The organism is Zeimonas arvi, from assembly GCF_008039575.1.
GTDB lineage: Bacteria > Pseudomonadota > Gammaproteobacteria > Burkholderiales > Burkholderiaceae_E > Zeimonas > Zeimonas arvi.
In genome coordinates, this window is the sequence record NZ_VDUY01000009.1 from 1 (window position 1) to 26,360 (window position 26,360).

Here is a 26,360-nt window from a genome sequence, read left to right on the forward strand (position 1 = left end):
TGCGGGCTACGCCCGCCGCCAGATCCTTCTCGTGATGTTCCAACTTGGTGTCCACCTGCATGTAGGTGGACGCCATCCTCGGAGTTCAACCAAACGATCTCAAGATGGGGCTGACCGGACGGTTACGTCTCGCCGGTGGGCAGGATCCGCGCGCGGTTGATGCGACCCGCGTCGTCCTGCCAGATCACGACCATGTTCCCGCGCCCGTCGGGTACGACGGCGACCGGGATGTCGTCGGGGATGGTCGGCAGCTGGTCCATGCCGAGGATGATGCCGGCGGCGCCGGGCTGGGGCAATCGGCCGGAAGATCTACGCCGCTGGGAGGGGAGAGGCGGCGAGGATCTTGGAGTACATTCTGGAGTACGCGAACTTCTTGTTAGTGGTCGCTATCGCCAGAAGGCTTGTATTCTGGTGGGCGGCACAGGGTTCGAACCTGTGACCCCTGCCGTGTGAAGGCAGTGCTCTACCGCTGAGCTAGCCGCCCCAGAGAGGGCACCCCGATCGGGGAACGCGAGATTCTATTCGATCGCTTACGGGGCGGTCAAACCGGCCGGCGCCGCGCGCGGCTCTACACGAGCAGCGCCTGCACCGTCCAGAAGTAGATCAGCAGGCTCAGCAGGTCCTGGATGATCGTGGCGATCGGCCCGCTGCCGAAGGCCGGGTCGCGCCCGCTGCGGGCCAACAGCCAGGGCAGGGCGAAGCCGATCGTGGTGGCGCAGGCGCTGGCGGCCAGCAGCGCGATGGCCACGGCGAGCGCGAGCTGGGCGTCGCCGAACCACCACCAGATCGGCGCCAGGGCCAGCAGCGCCAGCGTGACGCCGATCAGCAGGCCGGTGCGCAACTCGCCCGCGAGCAGGTGGCGCAGCGGCTGGCGGCTCAGCGACAGCCCGCGCACCGCGATCGCCTCGCTCTGGGTGCCGACCGCGTCGGCCAGGTAGACGATGCCGGGCACGAAGAAGGCGATCGCCACGCGCGACTGCAGCGCCTCCTCGAAACCGGCCACGATGAAGGTGGCCGCCATGCTGCCGAGCAGGCCCACCAGCAGCCAGGGCAGCCGGTCGCGGGCACGCCGGGTCGGCGGCGCCTCGATTGCCTCGCGGGCGCGGGTGTCTTCCGGCCCGATTCCGGCGAAGCGGTGCAGGTCCTCCACATGCTCGCGGCGCAGCACCTCGAGCAGCGCCTGCGGCGGCACCACGCCGGCGAAGTGTCCTCGTGCGTCGAGCACCGCCACCGAGCTCAGGCCGTGGTGCAGCGCCAGCGATGCGATGTGTTCCTGGTCCATGTCCATCTCGACGGCCGGGACCGGCGCGATCGCGATCTCGGCCAGCGACCGTGCGCCGTCGGCCCCGAGCAGGCGTGGCAGCGGCACCGCGCCGACCAACCTGCGGTGCTCGTCGACCAGCCAGACCGCTTCGGCCGAGTCCAGACCCAGGTCGCCGGCCGCCAGGCGCGAGCGGGTGTCCGCCACCGTGTCCCGCGGATGGGCGCGCAGCACGCGCACCACCAGGTGGTCGCCCGCGCTGTCCCGGCCGGCGGCGCCGACGGCAGGCCGGTCGGCGCCGGCATCGGGGGGGCTCGCGTAAAATCGAGGGCTTTCGTGGCTCCCGACCCTTTCGCCGGCCTGCTTTTCGTCGGCCTTCTCTCCGGACATCCGCGGCATGGTTCGCACCCGATTCGCTCCCAGTCCCACCGGTTTCCTGCACATCGGCGGCGCGCGCACCGCGCTGTTCGCGTGGGCCTACGCGCGCCATCATGGCGGCACCTTCATCCTGCGCATCGAGGATACCGATGTCGAGCGATCCACGCCCGAGGCCACGCAGGCCATCCTCGACGGCATGCGCTGGCTGGGGCTGGACCCCGACGAGGGGCCGTTCTACCAGATGCAACGGATGGACCGCTACCGCGAGGTGATCGCGAAGATGCTGGTCGAGGGCACCGCCTACCACTGCTGGTGCACGAAGGAAGAGCTCGAGACCATGCGCGCCGAGCAGGAGGCGCTCGGCATGAAGCCGCGCTACGACGGCCGCTGGCGCCCCGAGCCCGGCAAGGTGCTGCCGCCGCCCCCCGAGGGCGTGAAACCGGTGGTGCGCTTCCGCAACCCGCTCGATGGCGGCACCGCGTGGAACGACACCGTCAAGGGCCCGATCGCCTTCGACAATGCCGAGCTCGACGACCTGATCATCGCCCGTTCCGACGGCACGCCCACCTACAATTTCTGCGTGGTGGTCGACGACTGGGACATGCGGATCACCCACGTGATCCGCGGCGACGACCATGTGAACAACACGCCGCGCCAGATCAACATCCTGCGCGCGCTGGGCGCGCCGGTGCCCGAGTACGGCCACCTGCCGATGATCCACGGCCCCGACGGGCAGAAGCTCTCCAAGCGGCACGGCGCGGTGTCGGTCATGCAGTACGACGAGGACGGCTACCTGCCCGAGGCGATCGTCAACTACCTGGCGCGGCTCGGCTGGAGCCACGGCGACGACGAGGTCTTCACGCGCGCGCAGTTCGTGCAGTGGTTCGACGGCCGGCACATCAGCCGCTCGCCGTCGCGTTTCGACTTCGACAAGCTGAGCTGGCTCAACAACCACTACCTGAAGCAGGCTGCCGACGCGGAGCTGGCCCGGATGGTGGCGCCGCGCCTGGAGCGCGCCGGCGTGAGCCTCGCCGGGGAGGGGCCCGACCTGGCGGCCGTCTGCGCGCTGCTGAAGGAGCGGGCGCAGACGCTGAACGAGCTGGCCGACCTGGCCCACATGTTCTACGGCGACCACGACCCGGATGCGATCGCGCCTGCCGATCGCGACAAGCACCTGACGGCCCCGGCGCGCGAGGCGGTGGCCGGTCTTTCGCAGCGGCTGGCCGCGCTGGAGGCGAGCCACTGGACTGCCGCCGGCATCTCGGCTGCCCTCAGGGACACCCTGGGCGCGTACGGACTGAAGCTGCCGCAGCTGGCGATCCCGGTCAGGCTGCTGGTCTTCGGCGTCGCGCAGACACCCTCGGTCGACGCGATGCTGGCGGCGATGCCGAAGGCCTGGGTGCTGGCGCGGCTCGCGCGCTGGCCGGGCTGAGCCCGGCGGCGCTCGCGCGGCCCGCTTCCTCACGCAACCTCTTCGGGACTTCCCTCGCATGTCAGGCAACACCTTCGGCCACCTGTTCCGGGTCACCACCTTCGGCGAGTCGCATGGGCCGGCGATCGGCTGCATCGTCGACGGTTGCCCTCCGGGGCTGGCGCTCGCCGAGAGCGACATCCAGGTCGAGCTCGACCGCAGGCGGCCGGGCACCTCGCGCCACGTCACCCAGCGCCAGGAGCCGGACCAGGTCGAGATCCTGTCCGGCGTCTACCAGGGCCGCACCACCGGCACGCCGATCTCGCTGCTGATCCGCAACCAGGACGCGCGCAGCAAGGACTACGGCAACATCGCGCAGACCTTCCGCCCGGGGCATGCCGACTACACCTACTGGCACAAGTACGGCATCCGCGACCCGCGCGGCGGCGGGCGCTCGTCGGCGCGGCTGACCGCCCCGGTGGTGGCTGCCGCGGCCATCGCTCGCAAGTGGCTGGCCGAGCGATACGGCACCACCATCCGCGGCTGGATGTCGCAGCTCGGCCCGATCGCGATCCCGTTCACCGACTGGAAGCACGTGGCCGAGAATCCGTTCTTCGCGCCCGACGCCGACATCGTGCCGCGGCTCGAGCAGTACATGGACGAGCTGCGCCGCGACGGCGACTCGGTGGGCGCGCGGATCGAGGTGGTGGCCGAGAACGTGCCGGTGGGCCTGGGCGCGCCGCTGTTCGACAAGCTCGACGCCGACATCGCCTACGCGATGATGGGCATCAATGCGGTCAAGGGGGTGGAAATCGGCGCCGGTTTCGCGTCGGTGGCCCAGCGGGGCAGCGAGCACGGCGACGAGCTCACGTCCGAGGGTTTCCTCTCCAATCACGCCGGCGGCGTGCTGGGCGGCATCTCCACCGGCCAGCCCATCCGGGTGTCGATCGCGATCAAGCCGACTTCCAGCATCCGCACGCCGCGCCAGTCCATAGACGTGGAGGGCAGGTCCACCCAGGTCGAGACCTTCGGCCGGCACGACCCCTGCGTGGGCATCCGCGCCACGCCGATCGCCGAGGCCATGCTGGCGCTGGTGCTGGCCGACCACGCGCTGCGCGATCGCGCGCAGAACGCCGGCGTCACGGTGCCCACGCCGCGGATCGCCGGTCCGGATCCGCGTCGCTGAGGGCGCCGATGCCCCGATTCACCCGCGTGCGCTGAACCCGGGCCGGACATGCCGCGGGCTGCCGGCCATGCCGCGGGGATTCGCGGCCTCTATTTCGCCTATTTTGCCTACGTGGGGCTGTTCTCGCCCTACCTGTCGCTGTACCTGGCCGGCATCGGCATGACGATCGCCCAGATCGGCCTGCTGATGGCGGTGCCGCAGGTGCTGCGGATCGTCGGCCCGCCCTTCTGGGGCTGGCTGGCCGATCGTGGCGGAAGTGGAGCGGGGCTGCTGCGGATCAGTTCGGCGCTGGCCTGCGCCTCGGCGCTGGCGCTCGCGCTGAGCGGCTGGACGGGCTGGCCGGGTGGCGCCGCCCTGGCGGCGGCCCCGGGGCTGCGGTTCGGGGTCCTGTTCGCGGTGCTGGCGGCGCTCTTCTTTTCTACCGCGGCCCAGATGCCGATCGCCGAAACGATGGCGATGCGGGCGGTCGGCGGCGACACCGGCCGCTACGGACGGCTCCGGGTCTGGGGTTCGGTGGGTTTCATCGTCGGCGTGGTCGGCATCGGGCCGGTGCTCGATCGCCATGGTGTGTCGGGCCTGCCATGGTGGGTGGCCGGGCTGCTGGCGCTGTTGACCCTCGTCGCGCTTCGCCTGCCGGCGGTGGCGGCAGCGCCGCGCGCGCGGGCCTCGGTGTCGATCGGCCAGCGCCTGGCCGAGCCGCGGGTGCGGGCCTTCTTCCTGTCCGCGTTCCTGATGCTGTTCGCGCACGCTGCGCTCTACGCCTTCTTCTCGCTCTACCTGGCTGCGCGGGGCTACAGCAAGACCGCGATCGGGCTGGTCTGGGCGCTGGGGGTGCTGGCCGAAATCGCCGTCTTCTGGCTGCAGCGCGGCCTGTTCCGCCGCTTCGGCGCCTTGCCGCTGTTGCGCGCCAGCCTGGCGGTCGCGGCACTGCGTTTCCTGCTCATCAGCGCTTCGGCCGGCTGGCTGCCGGCCATCCTGCTGGCGCAACTGGCCCACGCGGTGACCTTCGGGATCCATCACAGCGCTACCATCGCCACACTGCAGGAATGGTTCGAGCCGCCCCAGCACGCGCGCGCCCAGGCGCTCTACGTGATGGTCGGCTACGGACTGGGCGGCTCGACGGGCGTGCTGGTGGCCAGCTGGGTCTGGACCGCGGTGTCTCCCGACGCTACCTTCGTGGTGGCAGGGCTCGCTGCCGGGCTGGGCTGGCTGGCGCTGCGCCGGGTCGTCCCGTCCGGTGCGCCCGATGGCCGGGTGAGAAACGGGGACCGTACGGAGGAAACGCCAGGATGAAGCCTTCCAGTCGAGTCTTGAAGGATGGCCGGGTCGCCGATCGATCCGGCCGCGCGGGGCGCGCGGCCCTTGCTACCCGAGCGGTCGTGGCCGGCGCGCTCTCGGTTGCGGCGTTCCTTGCCGGCTGCCAGTCGGTGCAGACCACTGCCGGCGGCGCGGTCGGAGTCGAGCGCACACAGCGGATGTCGCCGCTGATCTCCGAGGCCCAGTTGCGCGAGCAGGCGGAGCTCAGCTACCGCGAGGTGCTGAGCAAGGAACGCCAGCAGGGCGACCTGAATGCCGACGCCGCGCTCACCAGCCGGGTCCGGGCGATCACCGGCCGGCTGATCCCGGCGGCCGGCGCCTTCCGGCCCGAGGCGACGCGCTGGAACTGGGAAGTCAATGTCATCCGATCCGACGAGATGAACGCCTGGTGCATGCCGGGCGGCAAGATCGCGGTCTACACCGGGCTCATCACCAAGCTGAGCCTGAGCGACGACGAAATCGCCGCCATCGTCGGGCACGAGATCGCCCACGCGTTGCGCGAGCATGCCCGCGAGCGGGCCTCCGAGCAGCTCGGTGCGCAGGTGCTGCTGAGCGGCGCGGTCATGGCGATCGGGGGCGGCCAGGCTTCGATGGACATCGGGGGCCTGTTCTACAAGACCTTCTTCGGGCTGCCCAACAGCCGGCTGCACGAGACCGAGGCCGACCGGATCGGCGTGGAGCTGGCGGCCCGCGCAGGCTACGACCCCCGCGCCGCGATGTCGCTGTGGCGCAAGATGATGGCCAATGGCGGCTCGCGCGGCCCCGAGTTCCTGAGCACCCACCCGTCGCCCGAGACCCGGCTGTCGGACCTCGAGGTCTATTCGGCGCGGGTCATGCCGCTCTACGAGCAGGCGCGCGCGCGGCGCTGAGCGGCCGCCGGGGGCGTTGGGCCCAGGGCGCGCGTGGCATAATCGACAGTCTGGGCCGGACACGTCCGACAGGATGCGGTCCGGCAGTTCTCCACCGACTTTCGACCAGGTTCCATGTCGCTCGCGCCGCGCACGCTCTACGACAAGCTCTGGGATGCCCACGTCGTCCGCAAGGAAGACGACGGCACGGCCCTGATCTACATCGACCGGCACCTCGTTCACGAGGTCACCAGCCCGCAGGCTTTCGAGGGTCTCAAGCTGGCCGGCCGCAAGCCCTGGCGCGTGTCCGCCAACCTGGCGGTGGTCGACCACAACGTGCCGACCACCGACCGCTCGCGCGGCATCGACGACCCGATCTCGCGGCTGCAGGTCGAGACGCTCGACGAGAACGCCCGCGACTTCGGCATCACCTATTTCGACATCAACGACCGGCGGCAGGGCATCGTCCACGTGATCGGCCCCGAGCAGGGCGCCACGCTGCCCGGCATGACCGTGGTCTGCGGCGACTCGCACACCAGCACGCACGGCGCCTTCGCCTGCCTGGCCTTCGGCATCGGCACCTCCGAGGTCGAGCATGCGCTGGCCACGCAGACGCTGCTGGCCAAGAAGATGAAGAACATGCTGGTCCAGGTCGAGGGCCAGTTGCCCAAGGGGGTGGGCGCCAAGGACATCGTGCTCGCGGTCATCGGCAGGATCGGCACTGCCGGCGGCACCGGCTACGCCATCGAGTTCGGCGGCTCCACGATCCGTGGACTGTCGATGGAAGGCCGGATGACCATCTGCAACATGGCCATCGAGGCCGGCGCTCGCTCGGGCATGGTGGCTGTCGACGACGTCACGCTCGCCTACCTCAAGGGCAAGCCGATGGCGCCGGCGGGCCCCGATTGGGACCGCGCGGTGTCGCTCTGGCGCGAGCTGCGCTCGGATCCCGGCGCGAAGTTCGACCTGGTGGTCGACATCGACGCCTCGCAACTGCGTCCGCTGGTCACCTGGGGCACCTCGCCCGAGATGGTCGTCGCGATCGACGAACGGGTGCCCGACCCCGACAAGGAAAAGGATCCGGTGCGTCGCGAGGGCATGGAGCGCGCGCTGCAGTACATGGGCCTGAAGCCGAACACGCCGATCTCCGAGATCCGCGTGGACAAGGTGTTCATCGGCTCGTGCACCAACTCGCGGATCGAGGACCTGCGCCAGGCGGCGGCGGTGGTGCGCGGCCGGCGCAAGGCGTCCAACGTCAAGCTGGCCATGGTCGTGCCCGGGTCGGGCGTGGTCAAGGCCCAGGCCGAGGCCGAGGGTCTGGACAAGATCTTCCGCGACGCCGGCTTCGAGTGGCGCGAACCCGGTTGCTCGATGTGCCTGGCCATGAACGCCGACCGGCTGGAGCCGGGCGAGCGCTGCGCCTCCACCTCGAACCGGAACTTCGAAGGCCGCCAGGGCGCCGGCGGCCGTACCCATCTCGTGAGCCCCGCGATGGCGGCAGCCGCAGCGGTCGAGGGGCATTTCGTCGATGTGCGGCGTCTCTGAGCGGAGTCTGTGCGAATGAAGAAACTGGTTGCGATCGTGCTGGCGGCCCTGCTGGGCGTTTCCCTGAGCGCCTGCAACACCGTTGCCGGCGTGGGCAAGGACATCGAGAAAGCCGGGGAGACGATCTCCGGCGCGGCCAAGAAGTAACGAGCGAACGAATTCCATGCGCAGTCTCACGGTTCACCGCGGTCTCGTGGCCCCGCTAGATCGGGCCAACGTCGACACCGACGCGATCATCCCGAAGCAGTTCCTGAAGTCGATCAAGCGGACCGGCTTCGGGCCGAACCTGTTCGACGAGTGGCGCTATCTCGACCGCGGCGAGCCGGGCATGGACAATTCCACGCGGCCGCTGAACCCGGATTTCCCGCTGAACCAGGCGCGCTACAAGGGCGCGTCCATCCTGCTCACGCGCAAGAACTTCGGTTGCGGGTCCTCGCGCGAGCACGCGCCCTGGGCGCTCGAAGACTACGGCTTCCGGGTGATCGTCGCCCCGTCGTACGCGGACATCTTCTTCAACAACTGCTTCAAGAACGGCCTGTTGCCGGTGCGCCTGTCCGAAAGCGAGGTCGACTGGCTGTTCGACCAGGTCAACGCCTTCAACGGCTTCGAGCTGATCGTGGACCTGCCCGCGCAGCAGGTGCGCACCGCGGACGGCTCGCGCAGCTTCGGCTTCGAGGTCGATCCGTTCCGCAAGGACTGCCTGCTGCGGGGGCTCGACGAGATCGGGCTCACGCTCGGCCACGCCGACGAGATCCGCGAGTTCGAGGCGAAACGCCTGCGCGAGCAGCCGTGGCTCGCGAACACGCTGGCCGGCTGAACTTCCCGGGCGGGCAGGCGAAGGACACGCGCGGCCCGGCCTGGGATTCCAGGCCGGGCCTTCGCATTTGAGCACCCGAGATTCCACCGAACTGAACAGAACGAGGATCCAGCATGAAGATTGCGGTACTTCCCGGCGACGGCATCGGTCCCGAAATCACCGAGCAGGCGATGCGCGTGCTGACGGCGCTCGCCGGCGACGGCCTGTCCGTCGAGATGGAGACCGCGCCGGTGGGCGGCGCCGGCTACGACAGCGCAGGCGATCCGCTTCCCGAGGCCACGCTGCGGCTGTGCGAGCAGGCCGACGGCATCCTGTTCGGGGCGGTCGGCGGTCCCAAGTACGACACGCTGCCGCGCGCCAAGCGGCCCGAGCAGGGCCTGTTGCGCCTGCGCAAGCACTTCGACCTGTTCGCCAACCTGCGCCCGGCGATCGTCTACCCGGAGCTCGCCCATGCCTCCACGCTGAAGGACGAGGTGGTCGCGGGTCTGGACCTCCTGATCCTGCGCGAGCTGACCGGCGACATCTACTTCGGGCAGCCGCGCGGCGTGCGCACCAACGAGAACGGCGAGCGTGAGGGCTTCGACACCATGCGCTACACCGAGGGCGAGATCCGCCGCATCGCGCGGCTGGCCTTCGAAACCGCGCGCAAGCGCCAGCGCAGGGTCTGCTCGGTCGACAAGGCCAATGTGCTGGAGACCACCCAGTTCTGGCGCGACGTGGTCACCGACGCGCACCAGGAGTTCCGCGACGTCGAGCTCACCCACATGTACGTGGACAACGCCGCGATGCAGCTGGTGCGCAACCCGAAGCAGTTCGACGTGATCGTCACCGGCAACATGTTCGGCGACATCCTGTCCGACGAGGCCTCGATGCTGACCGGCTCGATCGGCATGCTGCCCTCGGCCTCGCTGAACGCGCGCAACTTCGGCATGTACGAGCCGATCCACGGCTCGGCGCCTGACATCGCGGGCAAGGACGTCGCGAATCCGCTGGCCACCATCCTGTCGGCGGCCATGCTGCTGCGCCACTCCCTCGGGCAGGAGGCCGCGGCCCAGCGGGTCGAGGGCGCGGTGCGCAAGGTGCTGGCCCAGGGCTTCCGTACCGCCGACATCGCCGAGCCGGGCAAGCGGACGGTCGGCACGAGGGAAATGGGCGACGCGGTGCTGGCCGCGCTCTGAGCGCGGGCGCGAATCGAGCCGGTCGCGGGCCGGCGACAGGAAAACCGGGGCGACGCCGCACGCGGCGCCCCCAAGGAGAAGGACATGAAGAAGGTCGGAATCGTCGGATGGCGCGGGATGGTCGGGTCCGTGCTGATGCAGCGGATGAGCGAGGAGAAGGACTTCTCGCTGGTCGAGCCGGTGTTTTTCAGCACCTCGAACGCGGGCGGCGACGCCCCGGACGTGCCCGGCGCATCGGGCGGCAAGTTGCAGGACGCGAACTCGGTCGACGCGCTCAGGAAGATGGACGTGATCCTGACCTGCCAGGGCGGCGACTGGACGACCGAGATGTTCCCGCAACTGCGCGCGGCCGGCTGGAACGGCTACTGGATCGATGCGGCCTCCACGCTGCGGATGAAGGACGACTCGGTGATCATCCTCGACCCGGTCAACCTGAAGGTGATCCGGGACGCGCTTGCGCAGGGCAAGAAGGACTTCATCGGCGGCAATTGCACGGTCAGCCTGATGATGATGGGCCTGAACGGCCTGTTCCGCGAAGGGCTGATCGAGTGGATCACCGCCATGACCTACCAGGCGGCCTCGGGCGCCGGCGCGCAGAACATGCGCGAGTTGCTGGCGCAGATGGGCGCGGTCCACGATTCGGTGCGCGGCCTGCTGGCCGATCCGGCCTCGGCCATCCTGGAGATCGACGGCAAGGTCGCCCAGACGATGCGCTCGTCCGCCTTCCCGACCCGGCACTTCGGGGTGCCGCTGGCGGGCAGCCTGATCCCCTGGATCGACAAGGATCTCGGCAACGGAACCTCGCGCGAAGAGTGGAAGGGCGATGCCGAGTGCAACAAGATCCTCGGCCTGCCGGCCCAGGGCGAAGGACACATCCCGATCGAGAGCCTGTGCGTGCGCGTCGGCGCGATGCGCTGCCACAGCCAGGCGCTCACGATCAAGCTCAGGAAGGACGTGCCGCTGGCCGACGTCGAAGCGCTGATCGCCGAGGCGAACGACTGGGTGAAGCTGGTGCCGAACGATCGCGAATCCAGCGTGCGCGGGCTCTCGCCCGCGGCGGTCACCGGCACGATGAGCGTGCCGGTGGGCAGGCTGCGCAAGCTGGCCATGGGCCCCGAGTACCTGAGCGCGTTCACGGTCGGCGACCAGCTGCTGTGGGGCGCGGCGGAGCCCCTGCGCCGGATGCTGCGCATCCTGCTCGACTGAACCGACAGCCGCCCGTTCGCGCCGACGGGCGGCGTTGTTTCAGTGTTGCGTGAGCTTGCACCGGTAAATGGCTGATGCTAGCCTCAAAAAATCCATTGATGCGTCTGGGGACAAGCGTGAAATCTGAGGTCGAACGTCGGAATCTCCGGCGCATTGCGGGCAGGCCGACCGTGTTGGCACTGGCAATGGCCGCCGCGTTGTCGGGCGGCCTGCAGTCCACGGCCATCGCGGCCGGCCTCGGGCGGCTCACCGTTCAATCGGCACTGGGCCAGCCTCTGCAGGCCGAAGTGGAGATCACGTCGGCGTCGCGCGAGGAGCTGGCCACGTTGGCGGCCCGCCTCGCATCGCCCGATGCCTTCCGGCAGGCCGGCATGGAGTTCAATCCCGCGCTGAGCTCCCTGCGCTTCGCGGTCGACCGCCGGCCCGACGGCCGGGCTTTCGTCCGGATCACGTCCACGCAACCGATCAACGAGCCCTTCGTCGACCTGCTGGTCGAGCTGAACTGGGCCGCGGGCCGCTTCGTTCGCGAGTACACCTTCCTGCTCGATCCGCCGGAGCTGCGCATCGGCCGCGAAACGGTGGAGGGCAACACGGTGCTCGCCCAGGTCACGCCGCCCGCCGCCAGCACGGCCGCGCCGGCCCGACCCGCGCAGGCGCCGAGCCCGGCCGCCGCCCCTTCCGTGCGCGCGCCGGCGGCCAGCGCGGCGCCGGCCTCCGCCCCGGCGGCCGCCCCGGCCGCGGCCCGGCCTGCCGCGGCGCCCGGCGCTCCCGCGCCATCGGCCGGCAGCGGGGAGGCCTCGGTCGTCGTCCAGCGCGGCGAGAACCTCACCGACATCGCCCGCCGGGTGAAGCCCGCGGACATCACGGCCGAGCAGGCGATCATCGCGATCTACAACGCCAATCCGAAGGCCTTCTTCGGCACGGTGCACCAGCTCTACGCCGGCCGCACCCTGGCGATCCCCGACGCCGCGGCGATGCGCGCGGTCGATGCCGCCGATGCGCGGCGGCAGATCCGGATGCAGGCGGCCGACTTCAACGCCTACCGCCAGCGTCTTGCCGGCGAGGCCCGCAAGGTCGACGCGGCCGAGGCCGGCACCACGGCTTCGGGTGCCGTCACCGCGAAGGTCGACGCAGGCGCCGCGCCGGCGGCCACCGGCGACCAGCTGGTGCTGTCGCGCCCCGAGTCGTCGGGCGCGGCTGCCGCGGGGGGCGCGACCGGCGCCGCCGCTGCGCAAGCCAGCGCCGAGGCGAAGGTGGCCGGCGAGGCCGCGCTGCGCGAGCAGCAGGAGCGAGTCGCGCTCCTCGAGAAGAACGTTACCGACCTGCAGAAACTGCTCGAGCTGAAGAACCAGCAGCTCGCCGAGTTGCAGAAGCAGGTCGAGGCCGCGCGGGGCGCCGCGCCGTCCGTCAGCGGGCAGGTCGCCACGCCGGCGCCGGCCGCCGCGCCGTCGGCCTCGGTGTCGGCGCCGGCCAGCGCCTCTGCGGCACCGCCTGCTCCCGCGCCTTCCGCATCGACCAGCGCCTCGGCGCCGGCCCCCACGCCCGCCGAATCCACCGCGTCGGCACCGGCGGCTGCGCCCGCATCCGAGGGCGCCGGCAGCCAGGCGCCCGCCGCCTCGCAGTCCCCTGCCGCCACGCCGGCCGGGCCTGCTCCGGCCGCGCCTCCGGCTGCCCCTGCGCCGGCGCCGAGTTTCGTCGACGAGCTGATGCAGAGCCCGCTGCTGGTCCCGGGCCTGGCCGCCATCCTGGTCGCGCTGGGCGGCTATGGCTGGTATACGCTGCGCCGCCGTCGCAAGGCGGACAACTTCGAGGACAGCCTGATCGCCGCCGACGCGTTCACCGCGAACTCACTGTTCGGCACCACCGGCGGGCAGGCGGTCGACACCACGAGCCCGAGCGTCTTCGGGCCGAGCGCCCGCGAGACCGGTGTCGACGTGCATTCCACCGAGGTCGATCCGATCGCCGAGGCCGAGGTCTACATCGCCTACGGCCGCGAGGCCCAGGCCGAGGAGATCCTGCGCGAGGCGCTCAAGCGCCAGCCGGACCGCCAGCCGATCCGCATGAAGCTCCTCGAGATCGCCGCAGGCCGGAAGGACGCTGCGGCATTCGGGCTGTTGGCCGGCGAGATGTACGAAATGACCGGCGGCGAGAACGAGGAGTGGCCCAAGGTGGCCACGCTGGGCCTGTCGCTCGATCCCGCCAACTCGCTCTACAACGCGGGTGCCGGCGACCGGGCCCTCGCGGACTTCGACGCTGCCGAGGCCGACGCGATGACGGCGGAATACGAGGCGCAGGGCGCGGCCTTCGACCGGCTCGCCGAAGATGTCCGTCAGGAGGTGGGGGCGGACGAGGATCTCGCCCTTGGCGTCGCGCCGGCGCCGGTCGCCGGCAAGCCCGACGACGAGCAGCGCGCGTTCGCCGAGACCCGCGACATGTCGGGCCGGATCGCCGACGATTCCGAGGCGCCGCTGGACTTCGCGCTGTCGGTCGACACCTCGATCGGCCGGCCGGCCGACGATCTCGCCGATGCCGCCGCCAGGGCCGCCGACGACGGCCGCAGCGAGCTCGAGCGTGCGGTCGACGGCCGCTTCGAGCTTCCCACGCTCGATTTCGGCAGCCCGAAGGCGGCGGCCGAAGCCAGGGATTCCGCCGTCGAAGAGGCTCCGGCCTTTGCCGAGCTGGGCGACTTCCGGGTCGACCTGCCGGCGCTCGAGGAGCTCGACACCAAGGGCGCCAAGGCGGCCGCCGCCTTCGAGTCCGAGGTCAGCGCGCTGGACATCGCCGCGCTCGACGTGGTGCCGGCCGAGGGCGACTCGCCGCAATGGCAGGAGATGGCGACCAAGCTCGACCTGGCTTCGGCTTACGAAGAGATCGGCGACAAGGACGGCGCGCGCGAGCTGCTCGACGAGGTCGTGCGCGGCGGCGACGCGGAGCAGAAGCGCAAGGCGCAGGCGATGCTGGCACGCATCGGATGACGCCGACGGCGGAGGCCTGCCCGTGGCGCGCCTCGCGCTGATCCTCGCCTACGACGGAAGCGTCTTCCAGGGCTGGCAGACCCAGCCCACCGGCAGAGGGGTCCAGGACCACCTCGAACAGGCGCTCGCCGCCATCGCCGGACACCCGGTCGCCACGATCTGCGCCGGGCGCACCGATGCCGGCGTGCACGCGCTGCGCCAGGTCGTGCATTTCGACAGCCGGGCCGTTCGGCCCGGCAGTGCCTGGGTGCGCGGCGTCAACGCGCACCTTCCGCCGCAAGTGGCGGTGCGCGAGGCCCGCGAGGTCGACGAGGCCTTTCACGCCCGCTACGGGGCGAGCCTGCGGCGCTACCGCTACCTGATTCATCGCTCCCCGGTCAGGCACCCCTTGCTGGCGGGCCGGGCAGGGTGGATCTTCCGGCCGATCGACACCGACCGGCTGCGCGCGTCGGCGTCCACGCTCGTCGGCGAGCACGATTTCTCCGCCTTTCGCTCGTCGGAATGCCAGGCGGCCTCGCCGGTGCGTCGGATCGACACGATCGAGATCGCCGAGCACGGACCGCTGCTGCTGATGAGCTTCGTGGGCAATGCCTTCCTGCACCACATGATCCGCAACATCGTCGGCACGCTGCTGATGGCCGCCGACGGCAGGCGGCCGGTCGAGTGGGTCGGCGAGGTGCTGGCCTCGCGCGACCGACGCCTGGCCGCGCCCACCTTCGCGCCGGACGGCCTGTACCTCGACGGCGCCCGCTACGATTCCCGCTTCGGCGTGGATGCCTGGGGCCCGGACGAGGGCCTGGACGGCATGCTGGCGGCCTTGCGATGAAATCCAGGATCCTGCGATGAGAACCCGGATCAAGTTCTGCGGCTTCACCGATGCGGGCGACCTGCGCGATGCGGCAGCGCTCGGCATCGACGCGGCCGGTTTCGTCTTCTATGCGAAGAGCCCGCGCCACCTCGACACGGACGCAGCCGCGGCGCTGCGCCGCGTCCTGCCCTCGTGGGTGTCGGCGGTCGGCCTCTTCGTCAACGCGGAGCCCGCCGAGGTGCGGCGCATCGCGAGCCACGTCGGGCTCGACGTGATCCAGTTCCACGGCGACGAATCGCCCGAGCGATGCCTGGCGTCGGTGCCCGATGGCCTTGCCTGGTGGCGGGCCGTTCGAATGCGCTCGGCGGGCGTTTTGCTAGAATCCTTCGATCGTTTCGGCCAGGCCGAAGCCTTGCTTCTCGATTCGTTCAGCCATGGGTACGGCGGCAGTGGCACCGGTTTCGACTGGTCCTGGATTCCGGCGGTTCGGCCGCTGCCGGTCGTCCTGTCGGGCGGCCTGACCCCCGACAACGTCGCCGACGCGATCGCGGCGGTCCGCCCCTCGGCGGTCGACGTCTCGAGCGGCATCCAGTCCGACGATCCGCGCCGCAAGGCACTTGCGCGGATGGAGCGGTTCGTGGCCGAAGTGCTGCGCGCCGACGCAAAGCTGTGCCAGACATCGACTCGATGAAGCCTTACGATTTTCCGGATTCCCGGGGCCACTTCGGCCCGTATGGCGGCGTGTTCGTCGCCGAGACCCTGGTGCACGCGCTCGACGAACTGCGCGAGGCCTACGAACGCTACCGCGCGGACCCCGAGTTCGTTGCCGAGTTCAAGGACGAGCTCGAGCACTTCGTGGGCCGTCCCACCCCGATCTACCACGCCAGGCGCTGGTCGCAGATGCTGGGCGGGGCGCAGATCTACTTCAAGCGCGAGGACCTGAACCACACCGGCGCGCACAAGGTCAACAACACGATCGGCCAGGCGCTGCTCGCAAAGCGCATGGGCAAGCCGCGGGTGATCGCCGAAACCGGCGCCGGCCAGCACGGTGTGGCCACCGCCACCGTTGCGGCGCGTTTCGGCATGAAGTGCGTGGTCTACATGGGGTCGGAAGACGTCGTCCGGCAGGCCCAGAACGTGTACCGGATGAAGCTGCTCGGCGCCGAGGTGGTGCCGGTCGAGTCCGGCTCGCGCACGCTCAAGGATGCGCTGAACGAGGCGATGCGCGACTGGGTCACCAACGTCGAGGACACCTTCTACATCATCGGCACGGTCGCCGGCCCGCATCCGTACCCGATGATGGTGCGCGACTTCCAGTCGGTGATCGGCGAGGAGTGCAAGAAGCAGATGCCGGTGATGGCCGGACGCCAGCCCGACTACGTGGTGGCCTGCGTCGGCGGCGGCTCGAACGCCATCGGGATCTTCCATCCCTACCTCCAGGTCCCGGGCGTGAAGCTGGTGGGGGTCGAGGCGGCGGGCGAGGGCATCGACACCGGCCGGCACGCGGCGTCGCTGACCGCCGGCACGCCGGGCGTGCTCCACGGCAACCGCACCTACCTGCTTCAGGACGCCGACGGCCAGATCATCGACACGCACTCGGTCTCCGCCGGGCTGGACTACCCGGGGGTCGGTCCCGAGCACGCCTGGCTGAAGGACTCCGGCCTGGCCGAGTACGTGCCGATCACCGACGAGGAAACGCTGAAGGCCTTCCACACCTGTTGCCGGATCGAAGGCATCATCCCGGCGCTCGAGTCGAGCCACGCGCTGGCCTATGCGGCCAAGCTGGCCCCGACGCTGCCCAAGGACAAGCTGATCCTGGTCAACCTGTCCGGGCGCGGCGACAAGGACATGCACACGGTCGCGCAACGCGCGGGAATCCAGTTCTGATGTCACGCATCTCCGATACCTTCGCCAGGCTCGGCGCTTCCGGCCGCAAGGCGCTGATCCCCTTCGTCACCGCGGGCCATCCCCACCGCGACTGCACCCCGCAGGTGCTTCGCGAGCTGGCCCGCAATGGCGCCGACATCATCGAGCTCGGCGTGCCGTTCTCCGACCCCATGGCCGACGGCCCCGCCATCCAGCGTGCCAACGAATGCGCGCTGGCGCAGAAGGTCGGCCTGCGCGACGTGTTCGGCTGGGTGCGCGAGTTCCGCCGCGAGGACCAGCAGACCCCGGTGGTCCTGATGGGCTATGCCAACCCGGTCGAGCGGATGGGCATCGAGACCTTCCTCGACGAGGCCGCCGCGGCTGGCGTCGACGGTCTGATCGTCGTCGACTATCCGCCGGAGGAATCGGAGTCCTTTTCGAAGGCTGCGCTCGCGCGGGGCATCGATCCGATCTTCCTGCTCGCGCCCACGTCCACCGAGTCGCGCGTCGGCCAGGTGCTGTCGCTGGCCAGCGGCTATGTCTACTACGTGTCGCTGAAGGGGATCACCGGCGGCACCCTCGATCGCGAGGACGTCCGCAGGCGGGTGGCGGCGATCAAGGCGCGTACCGCGCTGCCGATCGGCGTGGGTTTCGGCATCCGCGATGCGGAGACCGCCTGCGCGGTCGCCGAGTCGTCCGATGCGGTGATCATCGGCACCCGGCTGATCCAGGTGCTCGAGGAAGGCGACCCTGCCGGCGCGGCGCAAAGGGTCGGCGAATTCATCGGCGGCATCCGTCGCGCGCTGGACGAGCGCTTCGCGGCGGCAGCCCGGGCCTGAGCGGAGCAGATCGAATGTCCTGGCTCGACAAGCTCCTGCCGCCGCGGATCAAGCGGGCGGCGACGTCCGCCGGCAAGCGGGTTCCCGAAGGCGTCTGGGTCAAGTGCCCGTCCTGCGACGCGGTGCTCTACTCGGCGGACCTCGAGGGCAGCCTCAACGTCTGCCCGAAGTGCTCGCATCACATGCGCATCGACGCACGGCGCCGGCTCGACCTGCTGCTCGACGCCGAAGGCCGGCACGAGATCGGGCAGGAGGTGCAGCCGGTCGACGCGCTGAAGTTCAAGGACAGCCGCAAGTATCCCGAGCGCCTTCAGGAGGCGGTCCGGGACACCGGCGAATCCGACGCGCTGGTGGTCATGAGCGGCGCGATCCGCGCGATCCCGGTGGTGGTCGCCTGCTTCGAGTTCGACTTCATGGGCGGCTCGATGGGCTCGGTGGTCGGCGAGCGTTTCGCCCGCGGCGTGCGCGCCGCCATCGAACAGCGAGTGCCTTTCGTGTCGATCGCGGCCTCGGGCGGCGCGCGCATGCAGGAAGGCCTGCTGTCGCTGATGCAGATGGCCAAGACCACGGCGATGCTCACCCGGCTCGCCGAGAAGAGGCTGCCCTACATCTCGGTGCTCACCGACCCGACCATGGGCGGCGTGTCGGCGAGCTTCTGCTTCCTTGGCGACGTGGTCATCGCCGAGCCGCGCGCGCTGGTCGGTTTCGCCGGCCCGCGGGTGATCGAGCAGACGGTCCGCGAGAAGCTTCCCGAGGGCTTCCAGCGGGCCGAGTTCCTGCTCGAGAAGGGCGCGATCGACATGATCGTCGACCGCAGGCAGATGCGCGACGAGATCGCGCATCTGCTCGCGATCCTGCTGCGCCAGCCTTCCGAGGCCCTGGTCTGAGCCGCGACCTCGCCGCCTGGCTCGCCCACATCGAGCGCCTGCACCCGTCGGCCATCGAGCTGGGGCTGGAGCGGGTGCGCGGCGTCGCGCAGCGGCTCGGCGTCGCGCTGCCCTGCGTCACGATCACCGTGGGCGGCACCAACGGCAAGGGCTCCACCTGCGCGATGCTCGAGTCCATCCTGCTCGAGGCGGGCTACCGGGTGGGCACCTACACCTCGCCGCACCTGGTTGACTTCGCCGAGCGGGCGCGGGTGAACGGCCAGCCTGCCGACCCGGCGTTGCTCGCGGAGCAGTTCGAGGCGGTCGAGGCGGCGCGTGGCGAGGTCACGCTGACCTACTTCGAGTTCTCCACGCTGGCCATCCTGCGGCTGTTCCAGCACGCCGGGCTCGACGTCGCGATCCTCGAGGTGGGGCTGGGCGGCCGGCTCGATGCGGTCAACATCGTCGACGCCGACTGCGCGATCGTGACCAGCATCGACATCGATCACGCCGAGTGGCTCGGGGACACCCGCGAGGCGATCGGCTTCGAGAAGGCGCACATCTTCAGGCCTGGCCGCCCGGCGATCTGCAGCGATCCGTCGCCGCCGCGCGCGCTGGTCGAGCATGCCGAGGCGATCGGCGCCGACCTCTGGCTGTTCGGCCGCGACTTCAACCATGCCGGCGACCGGCAGCAGTGGTCCTGGGCCGGCCGCGCCAACCGGCGCAACGCGATGGCCTATCCGGCGCTGCGCGGCGCCAACCAGCTGCTGAATGCCTCCGGCGTGCTGGCCGCGCTCGAATCCCTGCGCGATCGCCTGCCGGTGTCGCAGCAGGCAGTGCGCCAGGGTTTCGCGGTCGTCGAGCTGCCGGGGCGTTTCCAGGTCCTGCCGGGCCAGCCGTCCATCGTGCTCGACGTGGCGCACAATCCGCACGCCGTGGCGCACTTGGCGGCCAACCTCGACAACATGGGTTTCTTTCCCTACACCTGGGCGGTGTTCGGGGTCATGCGCGACAAGGACGTCGACGCGATGATCGCGGCACTGAAGGGGCGCGTCGACCACTGGCTGCTGGCCGCCTTGCCCGGCGCGCGGGCCGCGGACCCGGAGTGGGTGGCCGGTAGGCTGCGCGAGGCCGGCGTGGCCGAGGGCACGGCCGAGGCATCGATCGGCTGCTTCCGGAGCCCGTCGGAGGCGCTTGTTGCGGCGCAGGAGCGGGCAGGGCCGAATGATAGAATCGTGGTTTTCGGTTCCTTCCTGACGGTGGCCGACGTCCTCGCGACGCGAGCAGCCGCCAACCGCACTTCCAGGCATGGCAAAGCGCAACGGTAGCGAAGGCAGCGCGCTCGATCCCGCGTTGTCCCAGAAGAAGCGAGCGCGGCGCCGGCTGATCGGGGCGGCGGCCCTGGCGCTGGCGGCGGCGATCGTGCTGCCCCTGCTGCTCGATTCCGAGCCGCGCCAGCAGCCGCCCGACGTCGAAGTCGAGATCCCGTCCCGAGACACCCCCCTTCGCCCGCCGCCGGCACCCGAAGCCGGCGCGCAGCAGTCCGGCGCCGGGGCGCCTGCGATCGTGCCGCCGCCTCCTGCCGCGCAGCCGCCGTCTTCGCCACCCTCGGCCGAGCCGCAGCGCGGTCCGGCCGAGGCGGGCGGGCAAGCCCCGGTTCGGGCGGACGCGGGGCCGGTGCCCAAGCCCGAGACCGCGCCGGCACCTGCGCCCACCAAGCCCGCCTCCCCGGCCAAGGCGCCGGCAGCGCCCGCCAAGACGACGCCCCAGCCAGGCTCCCCGAGCCCGGCAACGCCTGCGCAGCCGGCCGCGCGCGCCGCCGCCGAGACCAGCGGCAAGTTCGTGCTGCAGATCGGCGCCTACGCCAATCCGGACAGCGCGCGCAGCATGATGGAGCGCGCCCGCAAGGCCGGCGTGCGCGCCTACACCGAGCAGGTCGCCACGCAGGCCGGACCGCGCACCCGTGTCAGGGTGGGGCCGTTCAACGATCGCGAGTCGGCCGAGCGCGCGCGCGGCAAGCTGAAGCTCGTCGGCATCGATTCGTCGCTCGTGTCGCTGCCGTGATCGACGTCGGATCGCTGACCGGCTGGGACTGGTTCGTGATCGGCGCGCTGCTGATCTCGACCGTGTGGGGCGTGCTCAGCGGCCTGGTTCGCACCGTGTTCGCAGTCGCCGGCTGGGTGATCGGGCTGGTCGGGGCCCCGATCGCCACGCCCGCGGTCATGCAGGCCACCGGCTGGAACGTGCATCCGCTGTTCGTGATGGCGCTGCTTTTCTTCGTGCTGCTGGTCCTGGTCAGGCTGGCCGGTGTGCTGCTGTCGCGCGTGTTGTCGAAGGTCGGCCTGGGCGGCGTCGACCGCACGCTGGGCGCGCTGCTCGGGGTGGCGCGGGCGCTGCTGATCGTGACGGTGGCCGCGGTCGTCGGGCGGGGGCTGGGCGCGCACCAGGAGGCCTCATGGCAGAAGGCGCTGTCGCGGCCGCTGCTCGAGCAGATGCTGGCCCTGGTCGACCCGCTGCTGCCGGCGTCCGCCGGCGAGCGAACCGGCAAGGTCCGGCGAACCTGAATTCGGGAGTCTGAAACCATGTGCGGCATTCTCGGCGCGGTCTCCCGCAGCCCGGTGAACCAGTTACTCTACGACGGCCTGCTGCTGCTGCAGCATCGCGGCCAGGACGCGGCCGGGATCGCCACGGCCATGGGCAAGACCTTCAACATGCACAAGGCCAACGGCCTGGTGCGCGACGTGTTTCGCACGCGCAACATGCGCTCGCTGCCGGGCTTCAGCGGCATCGCGCACGTGCGCTACCCGACTGCCGGATCCGCGAGCAACTCCGAGGAGGCGCAGCCGTTCTACGTGAACGCGCCCTTCGGGATCATGCTGGCGCACAACGGCAACCTGACCAACTCCGAGCAGCTCAAGGACGAGATGTTCCGGCGCGACCGCCGGCACATCAACACCGAGTCCGACTCCGAGGTGCTGCTCAACGTGCTGGCCAACGAACTGCAGGCCGCGGTCAGCGGCGTGACGCTGGATCCCGTGTCGATCTTCGAGGCGGTGCGCGGCCTGCACCGAAGGGTGCGCGGCGCCTATGCCTGCGTGGCCGAGATCGCCGGGGCCGGGGTGCTGGCCTTCCGCGACCCCTGGGGCATCCGGCCCCTGTGCCTCGGGGCGACCGAGAACGAGAAGGGCGACACCGAGCACATGGTGGCCTCGGAGTCCGTGGCGCTCGAAGGCCTGGGCTACCGGCTGGTGCGCGACGTGGCACCGGGCGAGGCGATCTTCATCGACCTCGAGGGCACGCTGTTCACCGAGCAATGCGCGGAATCGCCGGTGCTCAGCCCCTGCGTCTTCGAGTACGTCTACTTCGCGCGGCCGGACTCGATGATCGACGGCGCCTCGGTCTACGACGCGCGCCTGCGGATGGGCGAGTACCTGGCGGAGTCGCTCAAGCGCGAGGCCTGGCGCGGAGACATCGACGTGGTCATGCCGATCCCCGACACCTCGCGGCCGGCGGCGATGCAGCTCGCAATGAAGCTGGGCATCCAGTACCGCGAAGGCTTCATCAAGAACCGGTACGTGGGCCGCACCTTCATCATGCCGGGCCAGGCGGTTCGCAAGAAGACGGTGCGCCAGAAGCTCAACGCGATGAGCGTCGAGTTCAAGGGCAAGAACGTCCTGCTGGTCGATGACTCCATCGTGCGCGGCACCACCTCGCGCGAGATCGTGCAGATGGCGCGCGACTCCGGCGCGAACAAGGTCTACTTCGCGTCGGCCGCGCCGCCCGTGCGCTTTCCCAACGTCTACGGCATCGACATGCCGACCCGCGGCGAGTTGATTGCGCACGGTCGCAGCGACGACGAGATCCGGATCGCGATCGGCGCCGACGCGCTGATCTACCAGAGCATCGAGGACATGAAGCAGTCGGTGCGCGACGTGAACCCCGCGCTGCGCGACTTCGACGCCTCCTGCTTCGACGGCAGGTACGTGACCGGCGACGTGACCGCGGCCTATCTCGACGAGATCGAGCGGCAGCGGCTTGCCGAGCCGGCGGGCGGCGACGAAGACACGCCGCGCAGCCAGATGAACCTGCAGTTCTCGGTGGCCCGGGACTGACCTCGGCGGCCCCGGGGCCCCAAAGCATGAGCGACGACAGGATGAACGACCAGCACGGCCCCGACGGGTACCGGTTCGACACGCTCGCGGTGCGCGCCGGCACCGAGCGGACTCCCTTCGGCGAGCACACCGAGGCGATGTTCCTGACCTCGAGCTTCGTGCACGACAGCGCCGAGCACGCGGCGGCCAAGTTCGCCGGCGAGGCCGAGGGCTACATCTACTCGCGCTTCGGCAATCCCACGGTGCGGCTCTTCGAGACCCGGCTCGCTGCGCTCGAGGGCGCCGAGCAGTGCAGGGCGACGGCTTCGGGGATGTCGGCGATCATGTCGGTGCTGATGAGCCTCACGAAGACCGGCGACCACGTCGTGTGCTCGCAGGGCGTGTTCGGCACGACGATCCAGCTCTTCTCGCTCTTCTCGCGCTACGACATCCAGACCAGCTACGTGCCGCTGTCCGACCCCGGCGCCTGGGAGGCGGCAATCCGCCCGAACACACGGATGCTCTTCCTGGAAACGCCCTCGAACCCACTGACCGAGGTCGCCGACCTGCGCGCGATCGTGGACGTCGCGAAGCGGCACGGCATTCCGCTGGTCGTGGACAACTGTTTCTGCACGCCGGCGCTGCAGCGCCCGCTGGCGCTCGGCGCCGACATCGTCGTGCACTCGGCGACCAAGTACCTCGACGGCCAGGGCAGGGTGCTCGGCGGCGCGGTGCTCGGCAACGCCAGGTACATGAACGAGACCCTCCAGCCGGTGCTCCGCTACTGCGGCCCGACCTTGTCGGCCTTCAACGCGTGGATGCTGGCCAAGGGCCTCGAGACGCTGTCGATCCGGATGCGACATCACTCCGAGAGCGCGATGACGGTGGCCAGCTGGCTCGAGAAGCAGCCCGGCGTGCGGCGGGTGCGCTATCCCTGGCTCGAGTCGCATCCGCAGCACGAACTCGCCCGCGCGCAACAGTCCGGCGGCGGCGCGGTCCTGGCCTTCGAGCTGGCCGGCGAGACCGATGCCGAGCGGCGCGCCAACGCCTGGCGCGTGGTCGACGGCTGCCGGCTGCTGTCGATCACCGCCAACCTGGGCGACGTCAAGTCCACGATCACCCATCCGGCCAGCACCACGCACGGGCGGATGTCGCCCGCCGCGCGCGCGGAGGCCGGCATCGGAGAAGGCCTGCTGCGCGTGGCGGTGGGGCTCGAGGATCCGGCCGACATCTGCGCGGACCTCGCGCGAGGCCTGGAGCGGCCCTGACGCCGGCGCGTACCTGCGCCTCGCCTGCATTCTCCTTTGCGCCGATTCGGGGTAATCGGCGGCGCTGCTCGTTCTAGAATGTCCTGTCCGCGACAATCGGATGGGCAGGCGCGGCGTCCTGCCGCATCGAGAAGAACCAGGAGAGGCAGATGAGCAAGGCAGGCCAGAACCTCACGGCAGCCGAGGCGGCGCTGCGCGATGCAGCGCTCGAGTATCACCGCATGCCCACGCGCGGCAAGGTGGCGGTCATGCCGACCAAGCCGCTGGCGAACCAGCGCGACCTGTCGCTCGCCTATTCGCCGGGCGTGGCCTACGCCTGCCTGGCGATCGAGCAGGACCCGGCGCTGGCGGCCGAGTACACCTCGCGCGGCAACCTGGTGGGCGTGATCACCAATGGCACGGCGGTGCTGGGCCTGGGCGACATCGGACCGCTGGCCGGCAAGCCGGTGATGGAAGGCAAGGGCTGCCTGTTCAAGAAATTCGCCGGCATCGACGTGTTCGACATCGAGCTGGCCGAGCGCGACCCCGACAAGCTTGTCGAGATCATCGCGGCGCTCGAGCCCACCCTGGGCGGCATCAACCTCGAGGACATCAAGGCGCCGGAGTGCTTCGTCATCGAGCGCAAGCTGCGCGAGCGGATGAAGATCCCGGTCTTCCACGATGACCAGCACGGCACCGCGATCATCTCCTCGGCGGCGCTGCTCAACGGCCTCGAGCTGGTCGGCAAGCAGATCGGCGACATCCGGCTGGTGGCCTCGGGCGCCGGCGCCGCGGCGATCGCCTGCCTGGACATGATGGTGGCGCTCGGGGTCAAGCGGGAGAACGTGCTGGTGGTCGACTCCAAGGGGGTGCTGCACGCGGCGCGCGCCGATTCGGTCGACGCCTCCAAGCAGCCCTGGTGCCGCGAGACCGACGCCCGCACGCTGGCCGACGCGGTGCGCGGCGCCGACGTGCTGCTCGGCTGCTCGCAGCCCGGCGTGATGACCGCCGAGATGGTGGACACGATGGCGGCCCGGCCGATCCTCCTGGCGCTGGCCAATCCCGAACCGGAGATCCGGCCCGAGCTCGCGAAGTCGGTGCGGCCCGACTGCATCGTGGCGACCGGCCGATCCGACTATCCGAACCAGGTCAACAACGTCCTGTGTTTCCCGTACATTTTCCGCGGCGCGCTCGACTGCGGCGCGACGCGGATCACCGAGGAGATGAAGATCGCCTGCGTGCGCGAGATCGCCGATCTCGCCAAGGCCGAGACCAGCGACGAGGTCGCGTCGGCCTATCCTGGTCAGGAATTGGTCTTCGGGCCCGAATACATCATTCCCAAGCCCTTCGATTCGCGGCTGATCCTGCGCATCGCGCCGGCGGTCGCCAGGGCCGCCGCGGAATCGGGCGTGGCAACCCGTCCCATCGAGGACCTGAAGGCCTATCGCGAGTCGCTCAGCCGTTTCGTGACCCACACGGGCCTGTTCATGCGGCCGGTCTTCGCGGCGGCCAAGGCGGCGCCCAGACGCGTGGCCTATGCCGAGGGCGAGGACGAGCGCGTGCTGCGCGCGGTGCAGGCCATCGTCGACGACGGCATGGCGCGGCCCACGCTGATCGGTCGCCCGGCGGTCATCGCCCAGCGCATCGAGCGGGCCGGCCTGCGAATGAAGGCCGAACGCGACTTCGACCTGGTCAACCCCGAGGACGATCCGCGCTATCGGAAATACTGGGAGGCCTATCACCGGCTGCTGGCGCGCGAAGGCGTGACGCCGGATGTCGCCAAGGCGGTGATGCGGCGCTCGAACACCGCGATCGGCGCAATGATGGTCAGGCTGGGCGATGCCGACGCGATGCTGTGCGGGCTGGTCGGGCGCTACGACGCGCACCTCGAGCACGTCGAGGCGATCGTGGGCCGGCGGCCCGACGCGCCTTGCCTGGCCGCCATGAACGCGCTGATGCTCGACAAGCACACGCTGTTCATCGCCGACACCTTCGTGAACGAGGATCCCAGCGCCGACCAGCTGGCGGGTATCGCCAAGATGGCCGCCGAGGAGGTGCGCCGCTTCGGCCTGCCGCCCAAGGTGGCCTTCCTGTCGCATTCGCTGTTCGGTTCGAGCCGCCGGCCGTCGGCGCGCAAGATGCGCGAGGCCTGCGAACGCTTCCGCGAGCTGGCGCCGGACATCGAGGCCGACGGCGAGATGCACGGCGATGCCGCGCTGAACGAGGAGATCCGCGGGCGCTTCCTGATGGATTCGCGGCTGACCGGCACCGCCAACGTGCTGATCCTGCCCAATCTGGATGCGGCCAACATCCTGTTCAACGTGCTCAAGGTGACCGGCGGGCAGGGGGTCACGGTCGGACCGGTGCTGCTCGGCGCCAACGCGCCGGTGCATATCCTGACCCCGTCCTCGACGATGCGCAGGGTGGTCAACATGACCGCGCTGGCGGTGGCGGATGCTGCCGCGGGAGCCTCGCGGGCGGGCTGACGGACAGGCGGGCGGCCCGGGAAGACGCTGCGAGG

The 26,360-nt window shown here is 70.4% G+C and carries 23 protein-coding genes and 1 tRNA gene; 21 read left to right on the forward strand and 3 right to left on the reverse strand.

Features of this window, described 5'->3' with window-relative positions; all coding sequences use genetic code 11:
* Positions 1–122: 122 nt before the first annotated feature.
* The 3 genes from FHP08_RS18515 to FHP08_RS17310 all read right to left on the reverse strand — a co-directional run bounded on the left by FHP08_RS18515 (position 123) and on the right by FHP08_RS17310 (position 1,660).
* Positions 123–296: a hypothetical protein gene (locus FHP08_RS18515; RefSeq protein ID WP_187272351.1), complete on the reverse strand. Its 174-nt coding sequence runs from the start codon at positions 294–296 to the stop codon at positions 123–125.
* Positions 297–409: 113 nt separating this feature from the next.
* Positions 410–484: transfer RNA gene (locus FHP08_RS17305), tRNA-Val, on the reverse strand.
* Between the two features lie 84 nt (positions 485–568).
* Positions 569–1,660, reverse strand: a complete 1,092-nt coding sequence (locus tag FHP08_RS17310) for a magnesium transporter (RefSeq protein ID WP_225879193.1) — start codon at positions 1,658–1,660, stop codon at positions 569–571.
* Here FHP08_RS17310 and gltX point away from each other — a divergent pair.
* From gltX to FHP08_RS17415, 21 genes are all read left to right on the forward strand, one after another.
* Positions 1,659–3,071 (forward strand): glutamate--tRNA ligase, encoded by a 1,413-nt coding sequence (gltX, locus tag FHP08_RS17315; protein WP_147705760.1) that lies wholly within the window; start codon positions 1,659–1,661, stop codon positions 3,069–3,071. The two genes, FHP08_RS17310 and gltX, sit on opposite strands and share 2 nt — an antisense overlap.
* Before the next feature lie 58 nt (positions 3,072–3,129).
* A complete protein-coding gene (aroC, locus tag FHP08_RS17320) occupies positions 3,130–4,236 on the forward strand; it encodes a chorismate synthase (protein WP_147705761.1) in 1,107 nt (368 codons plus the stop codon).
* 48 nt (positions 4,237–4,284) lie between these two features.
* The gene (locus FHP08_RS17325; protein WP_147705762.1) at positions 4,285–5,529 is read left to right on the forward strand and encodes an MFS transporter; all 1,245 of its coding nucleotides are present in this window, start codon (positions 4,285–4,287) and stop codon (positions 5,527–5,529) included.
* Positions 5,526–6,422, forward strand: coding sequence for a M48 family metallopeptidase (locus tag FHP08_RS17330; protein WP_147705763.1), 897 nt, complete (start codon positions 5,526–5,528; stop codon positions 6,420–6,422). The genes FHP08_RS17325 and FHP08_RS17330 overlap by 4 nt, the downstream gene beginning before the upstream one ends.
* 114 nt (positions 6,423–6,536) lie before the next feature.
* Entirely contained in the window at positions 6,537–7,946 is a 1,410-nt protein-coding gene (leuC, locus tag FHP08_RS17335) for a 3-isopropylmalate dehydratase large subunit (protein ID WP_147705764.1), read from the forward strand.
* Between the two features lie 15 nt (positions 7,947–7,961).
* Positions 7,962–8,093 (forward strand): entericidin A/B family lipoprotein, encoded by a 132-nt coding sequence (locus FHP08_RS17340; RefSeq protein ID WP_147705765.1) that lies wholly within the window; start codon positions 7,962–7,964, stop codon positions 8,091–8,093.
* 16 nt (positions 8,094–8,109) lie between these two features.
* A complete protein-coding gene (gene leuD / locus FHP08_RS17345; RefSeq protein WP_147705766.1) occupies positions 8,110–8,763 on the forward strand; it encodes a 3-isopropylmalate dehydratase small subunit in 654 nt (217 codons plus the stop codon).
* Positions 8,764–8,876: 113 nt separating this feature from the next.
* Positions 8,877–9,941 carry a 3-isopropylmalate dehydrogenase gene (gene leuB / locus FHP08_RS17350; protein WP_147705767.1) on the forward strand — a complete coding sequence of 355 codons (1,065 nt, stop codon included), beginning with the start codon at positions 8,877–8,879 and terminating at the stop codon, positions 9,939–9,941.
* A gap of 84 nt (positions 9,942–10,025) precedes the next feature.
* Positions 10,026–11,147, forward strand: a complete 1,122-nt coding sequence (gene asd, locus FHP08_RS17355) for an aspartate-semialdehyde dehydrogenase (protein WP_147705768.1) — start codon at positions 10,026–10,028, stop codon at positions 11,145–11,147.
* 185 nt (positions 11,148–11,332) lie between these two features.
* Entirely contained in the window at positions 11,333–14,122 is a 2,790-nt protein-coding gene (locus FHP08_RS17360) for a FimV/HubP family polar landmark protein (protein WP_187272352.1), read from the forward strand.
* A 22-nt stretch (positions 14,123–14,144) separates the two neighbouring features.
* Positions 14,145–14,948, forward strand: coding sequence for a tRNA pseudouridine(38-40) synthase TruA (truA, locus tag FHP08_RS17365; RefSeq protein ID WP_147705770.1), 804 nt, complete (start codon positions 14,145–14,147; stop codon positions 14,946–14,948).
* 16 nt (positions 14,949–14,964) lie between these two features.
* On the forward strand, positions 14,965–15,621 hold the full coding sequence (locus tag FHP08_RS17370) for a phosphoribosylanthranilate isomerase (protein WP_147705771.1): 657 nt from the start codon (positions 14,965–14,967) through the stop codon (positions 15,619–15,621).
* Positions 15,618–16,817, forward strand: a complete 1,200-nt coding sequence (trpB, locus tag FHP08_RS17375; protein ID WP_147705772.1) for a tryptophan synthase subunit beta — start codon at positions 15,618–15,620, stop codon at positions 16,815–16,817. The genes FHP08_RS17370 and trpB overlap by 4 nt, the downstream gene beginning before the upstream one ends.
* Positions 16,817–17,635 carry a tryptophan synthase subunit alpha gene (trpA, locus tag FHP08_RS17380; RefSeq protein ID WP_147705773.1) on the forward strand — a complete coding sequence of 273 codons (819 nt, stop codon included), beginning with the start codon at positions 16,817–16,819 and terminating at the stop codon, positions 17,633–17,635. The genes trpB and trpA overlap by 1 nt, the downstream gene beginning before the upstream one ends.
* Positions 17,636–17,649: 14 nt before the next feature.
* Positions 17,650–18,522 (forward strand): acetyl-CoA carboxylase, carboxyltransferase subunit beta, encoded by an 873-nt coding sequence (gene accD, locus FHP08_RS17385; protein WP_147705774.1) that lies wholly within the window; start codon positions 17,650–17,652, stop codon positions 18,520–18,522.
* The gene (gene folC, locus FHP08_RS17390) at positions 18,519–19,829 is read left to right on the forward strand and encodes a bifunctional tetrahydrofolate synthase/dihydrofolate synthase (RefSeq protein ID WP_147705839.1); all 1,311 of its coding nucleotides are present in this window, start codon (positions 18,519–18,521) and stop codon (positions 19,827–19,829) included. The genes accD and folC overlap by 4 nt, the downstream gene beginning before the upstream one ends.
* Before the next feature lie 25 nt (positions 19,830–19,854).
* Positions 19,855–20,565 carry an SPOR domain-containing protein gene (locus tag FHP08_RS17395; RefSeq protein ID WP_222707929.1) on the forward strand — a complete coding sequence of 237 codons (711 nt, stop codon included), beginning with the start codon at positions 19,855–19,857 and terminating at the stop codon, positions 20,563–20,565.
* Positions 20,562–21,065 carry a CvpA family protein gene (locus FHP08_RS17400; RefSeq protein ID WP_147705776.1) on the forward strand — a complete coding sequence of 168 codons (504 nt, stop codon included), beginning with the start codon at positions 20,562–20,564 and terminating at the stop codon, positions 21,063–21,065. The genes FHP08_RS17395 and FHP08_RS17400 overlap by 4 nt, the downstream gene beginning before the upstream one ends.
* Before the next feature lie 18 nt (positions 21,066–21,083).
* Complete coding sequence (gene purF / locus FHP08_RS17405; RefSeq protein ID WP_147705777.1) at positions 21,084–22,613, forward strand: amidophosphoribosyltransferase; 1,530 nt, start codon at positions 21,084–21,086, stop codon at positions 22,611–22,613.
* 26 nt (positions 22,614–22,639) lie between these two features.
* Positions 22,640–23,860 carry an O-succinylhomoserine sulfhydrylase gene (locus tag FHP08_RS17410; protein ID WP_225879189.1) on the forward strand — a complete coding sequence of 407 codons (1,221 nt, stop codon included), beginning with the start codon at positions 22,640–22,642 and terminating at the stop codon, positions 23,858–23,860.
* Positions 23,861–24,009: 149 nt separating this feature from the next.
* A complete protein-coding gene (locus FHP08_RS17415; protein WP_147705778.1) occupies positions 24,010–26,325 on the forward strand; it encodes an NADP-dependent malic enzyme in 2,316 nt (771 codons plus the stop codon).
* Positions 26,326–26,360: the final 35 nt, after the last annotated feature.

Excerpts from the sequence above, each read along its gene's own strand:
- FHP08_RS17330 (WP_147705763.1), top strand. The coding sequence starts at position 5,526 with ATGAAGCCTTCCAGTCGAGTCTTGAAGGATGGCCGGGTCGCCGATCGA.
- FHP08_RS17360 (WP_187272352.1), top strand. The coding sequence starts at position 11,333 with ATGGCCGCCGCGTTGTCGGGCGGCCTGCAGTCCACGGCCATCGCGGCC.
- purF (WP_147705777.1), top strand. The coding sequence starts at position 21,084 with ATGTGCGGCATTCTCGGCGCGGTCTCCCGCAGCCCGGTGAACCAGTTA.
- trpB (WP_147705772.1), top strand. The coding sequence starts at position 15,618 with ATGAAGCCTTACGATTTTCCGGATTCCCGGGGCCACTTCGGCCCGTAT.
- gltX (WP_147705760.1), top strand. The coding sequence starts at position 1,659 with ATGGTTCGCACCCGATTCGCTCCCAGTCCCACCGGTTTCCTGCACATC.
- FHP08_RS17340 (WP_147705765.1), top strand. The coding sequence starts at position 7,962 with ATGAAGAAACTGGTTGCGATCGTGCTGGCGGCCCTGCTGGGCGTTTCC.
- asd (WP_147705768.1), top strand. The coding sequence starts at position 10,026 with ATGAAGAAGGTCGGAATCGTCGGATGGCGCGGGATGGTCGGGTCCGTG.
- trpA (WP_147705773.1), top strand. The coding sequence starts at position 16,817 with ATGTCACGCATCTCCGATACCTTCGCCAGGCTCGGCGCTTCCGGCCGC.
- aroC (WP_147705761.1), top strand. The coding sequence starts at position 3,130 with ATGTCAGGCAACACCTTCGGCCACCTGTTCCGGGTCACCACCTTCGGC.
- FHP08_RS17370 (WP_147705771.1), top strand. The coding sequence starts at position 14,965 with ATGAGAACCCGGATCAAGTTCTGCGGCTTCACCGATGCGGGCGACCTG.
- FHP08_RS17310 (WP_225879193.1), bottom strand. The coding sequence starts at position 1,660 with ATGCCGCGGATGTCCGGAGAGAAGGCCGACGAAAAGCAGGCCGGCGAA.
- leuC (WP_147705764.1), top strand. The coding sequence starts at position 6,537 with ATGTCGCTCGCGCCGCGCACGCTCTACGACAAGCTCTGGGATGCCCAC.
- leuD (WP_147705766.1), top strand. The coding sequence starts at position 8,110 with ATGCGCAGTCTCACGGTTCACCGCGGTCTCGTGGCCCCGCTAGATCGG.
- accD (WP_147705774.1), top strand. The coding sequence starts at position 17,650 with ATGTCCTGGCTCGACAAGCTCCTGCCGCCGCGGATCAAGCGGGCGGCG.
- FHP08_RS17410 (WP_225879189.1), top strand. The coding sequence starts at position 22,640 with ATGAGCGACGACAGGATGAACGACCAGCACGGCCCCGACGGGTACCGG.
- FHP08_RS17325 (WP_147705762.1), top strand. The coding sequence starts at position 4,285 with ATGCCGCGGGCTGCCGGCCATGCCGCGGGGATTCGCGGCCTCTATTTC.
- leuB (WP_147705767.1), top strand. The coding sequence starts at position 8,877 with ATGAAGATTGCGGTACTTCCCGGCGACGGCATCGGTCCCGAAATCACC.
- FHP08_RS17415 (WP_147705778.1), top strand. The coding sequence starts at position 24,010 with ATGAGCAAGGCAGGCCAGAACCTCACGGCAGCCGAGGCGGCGCTGCGC.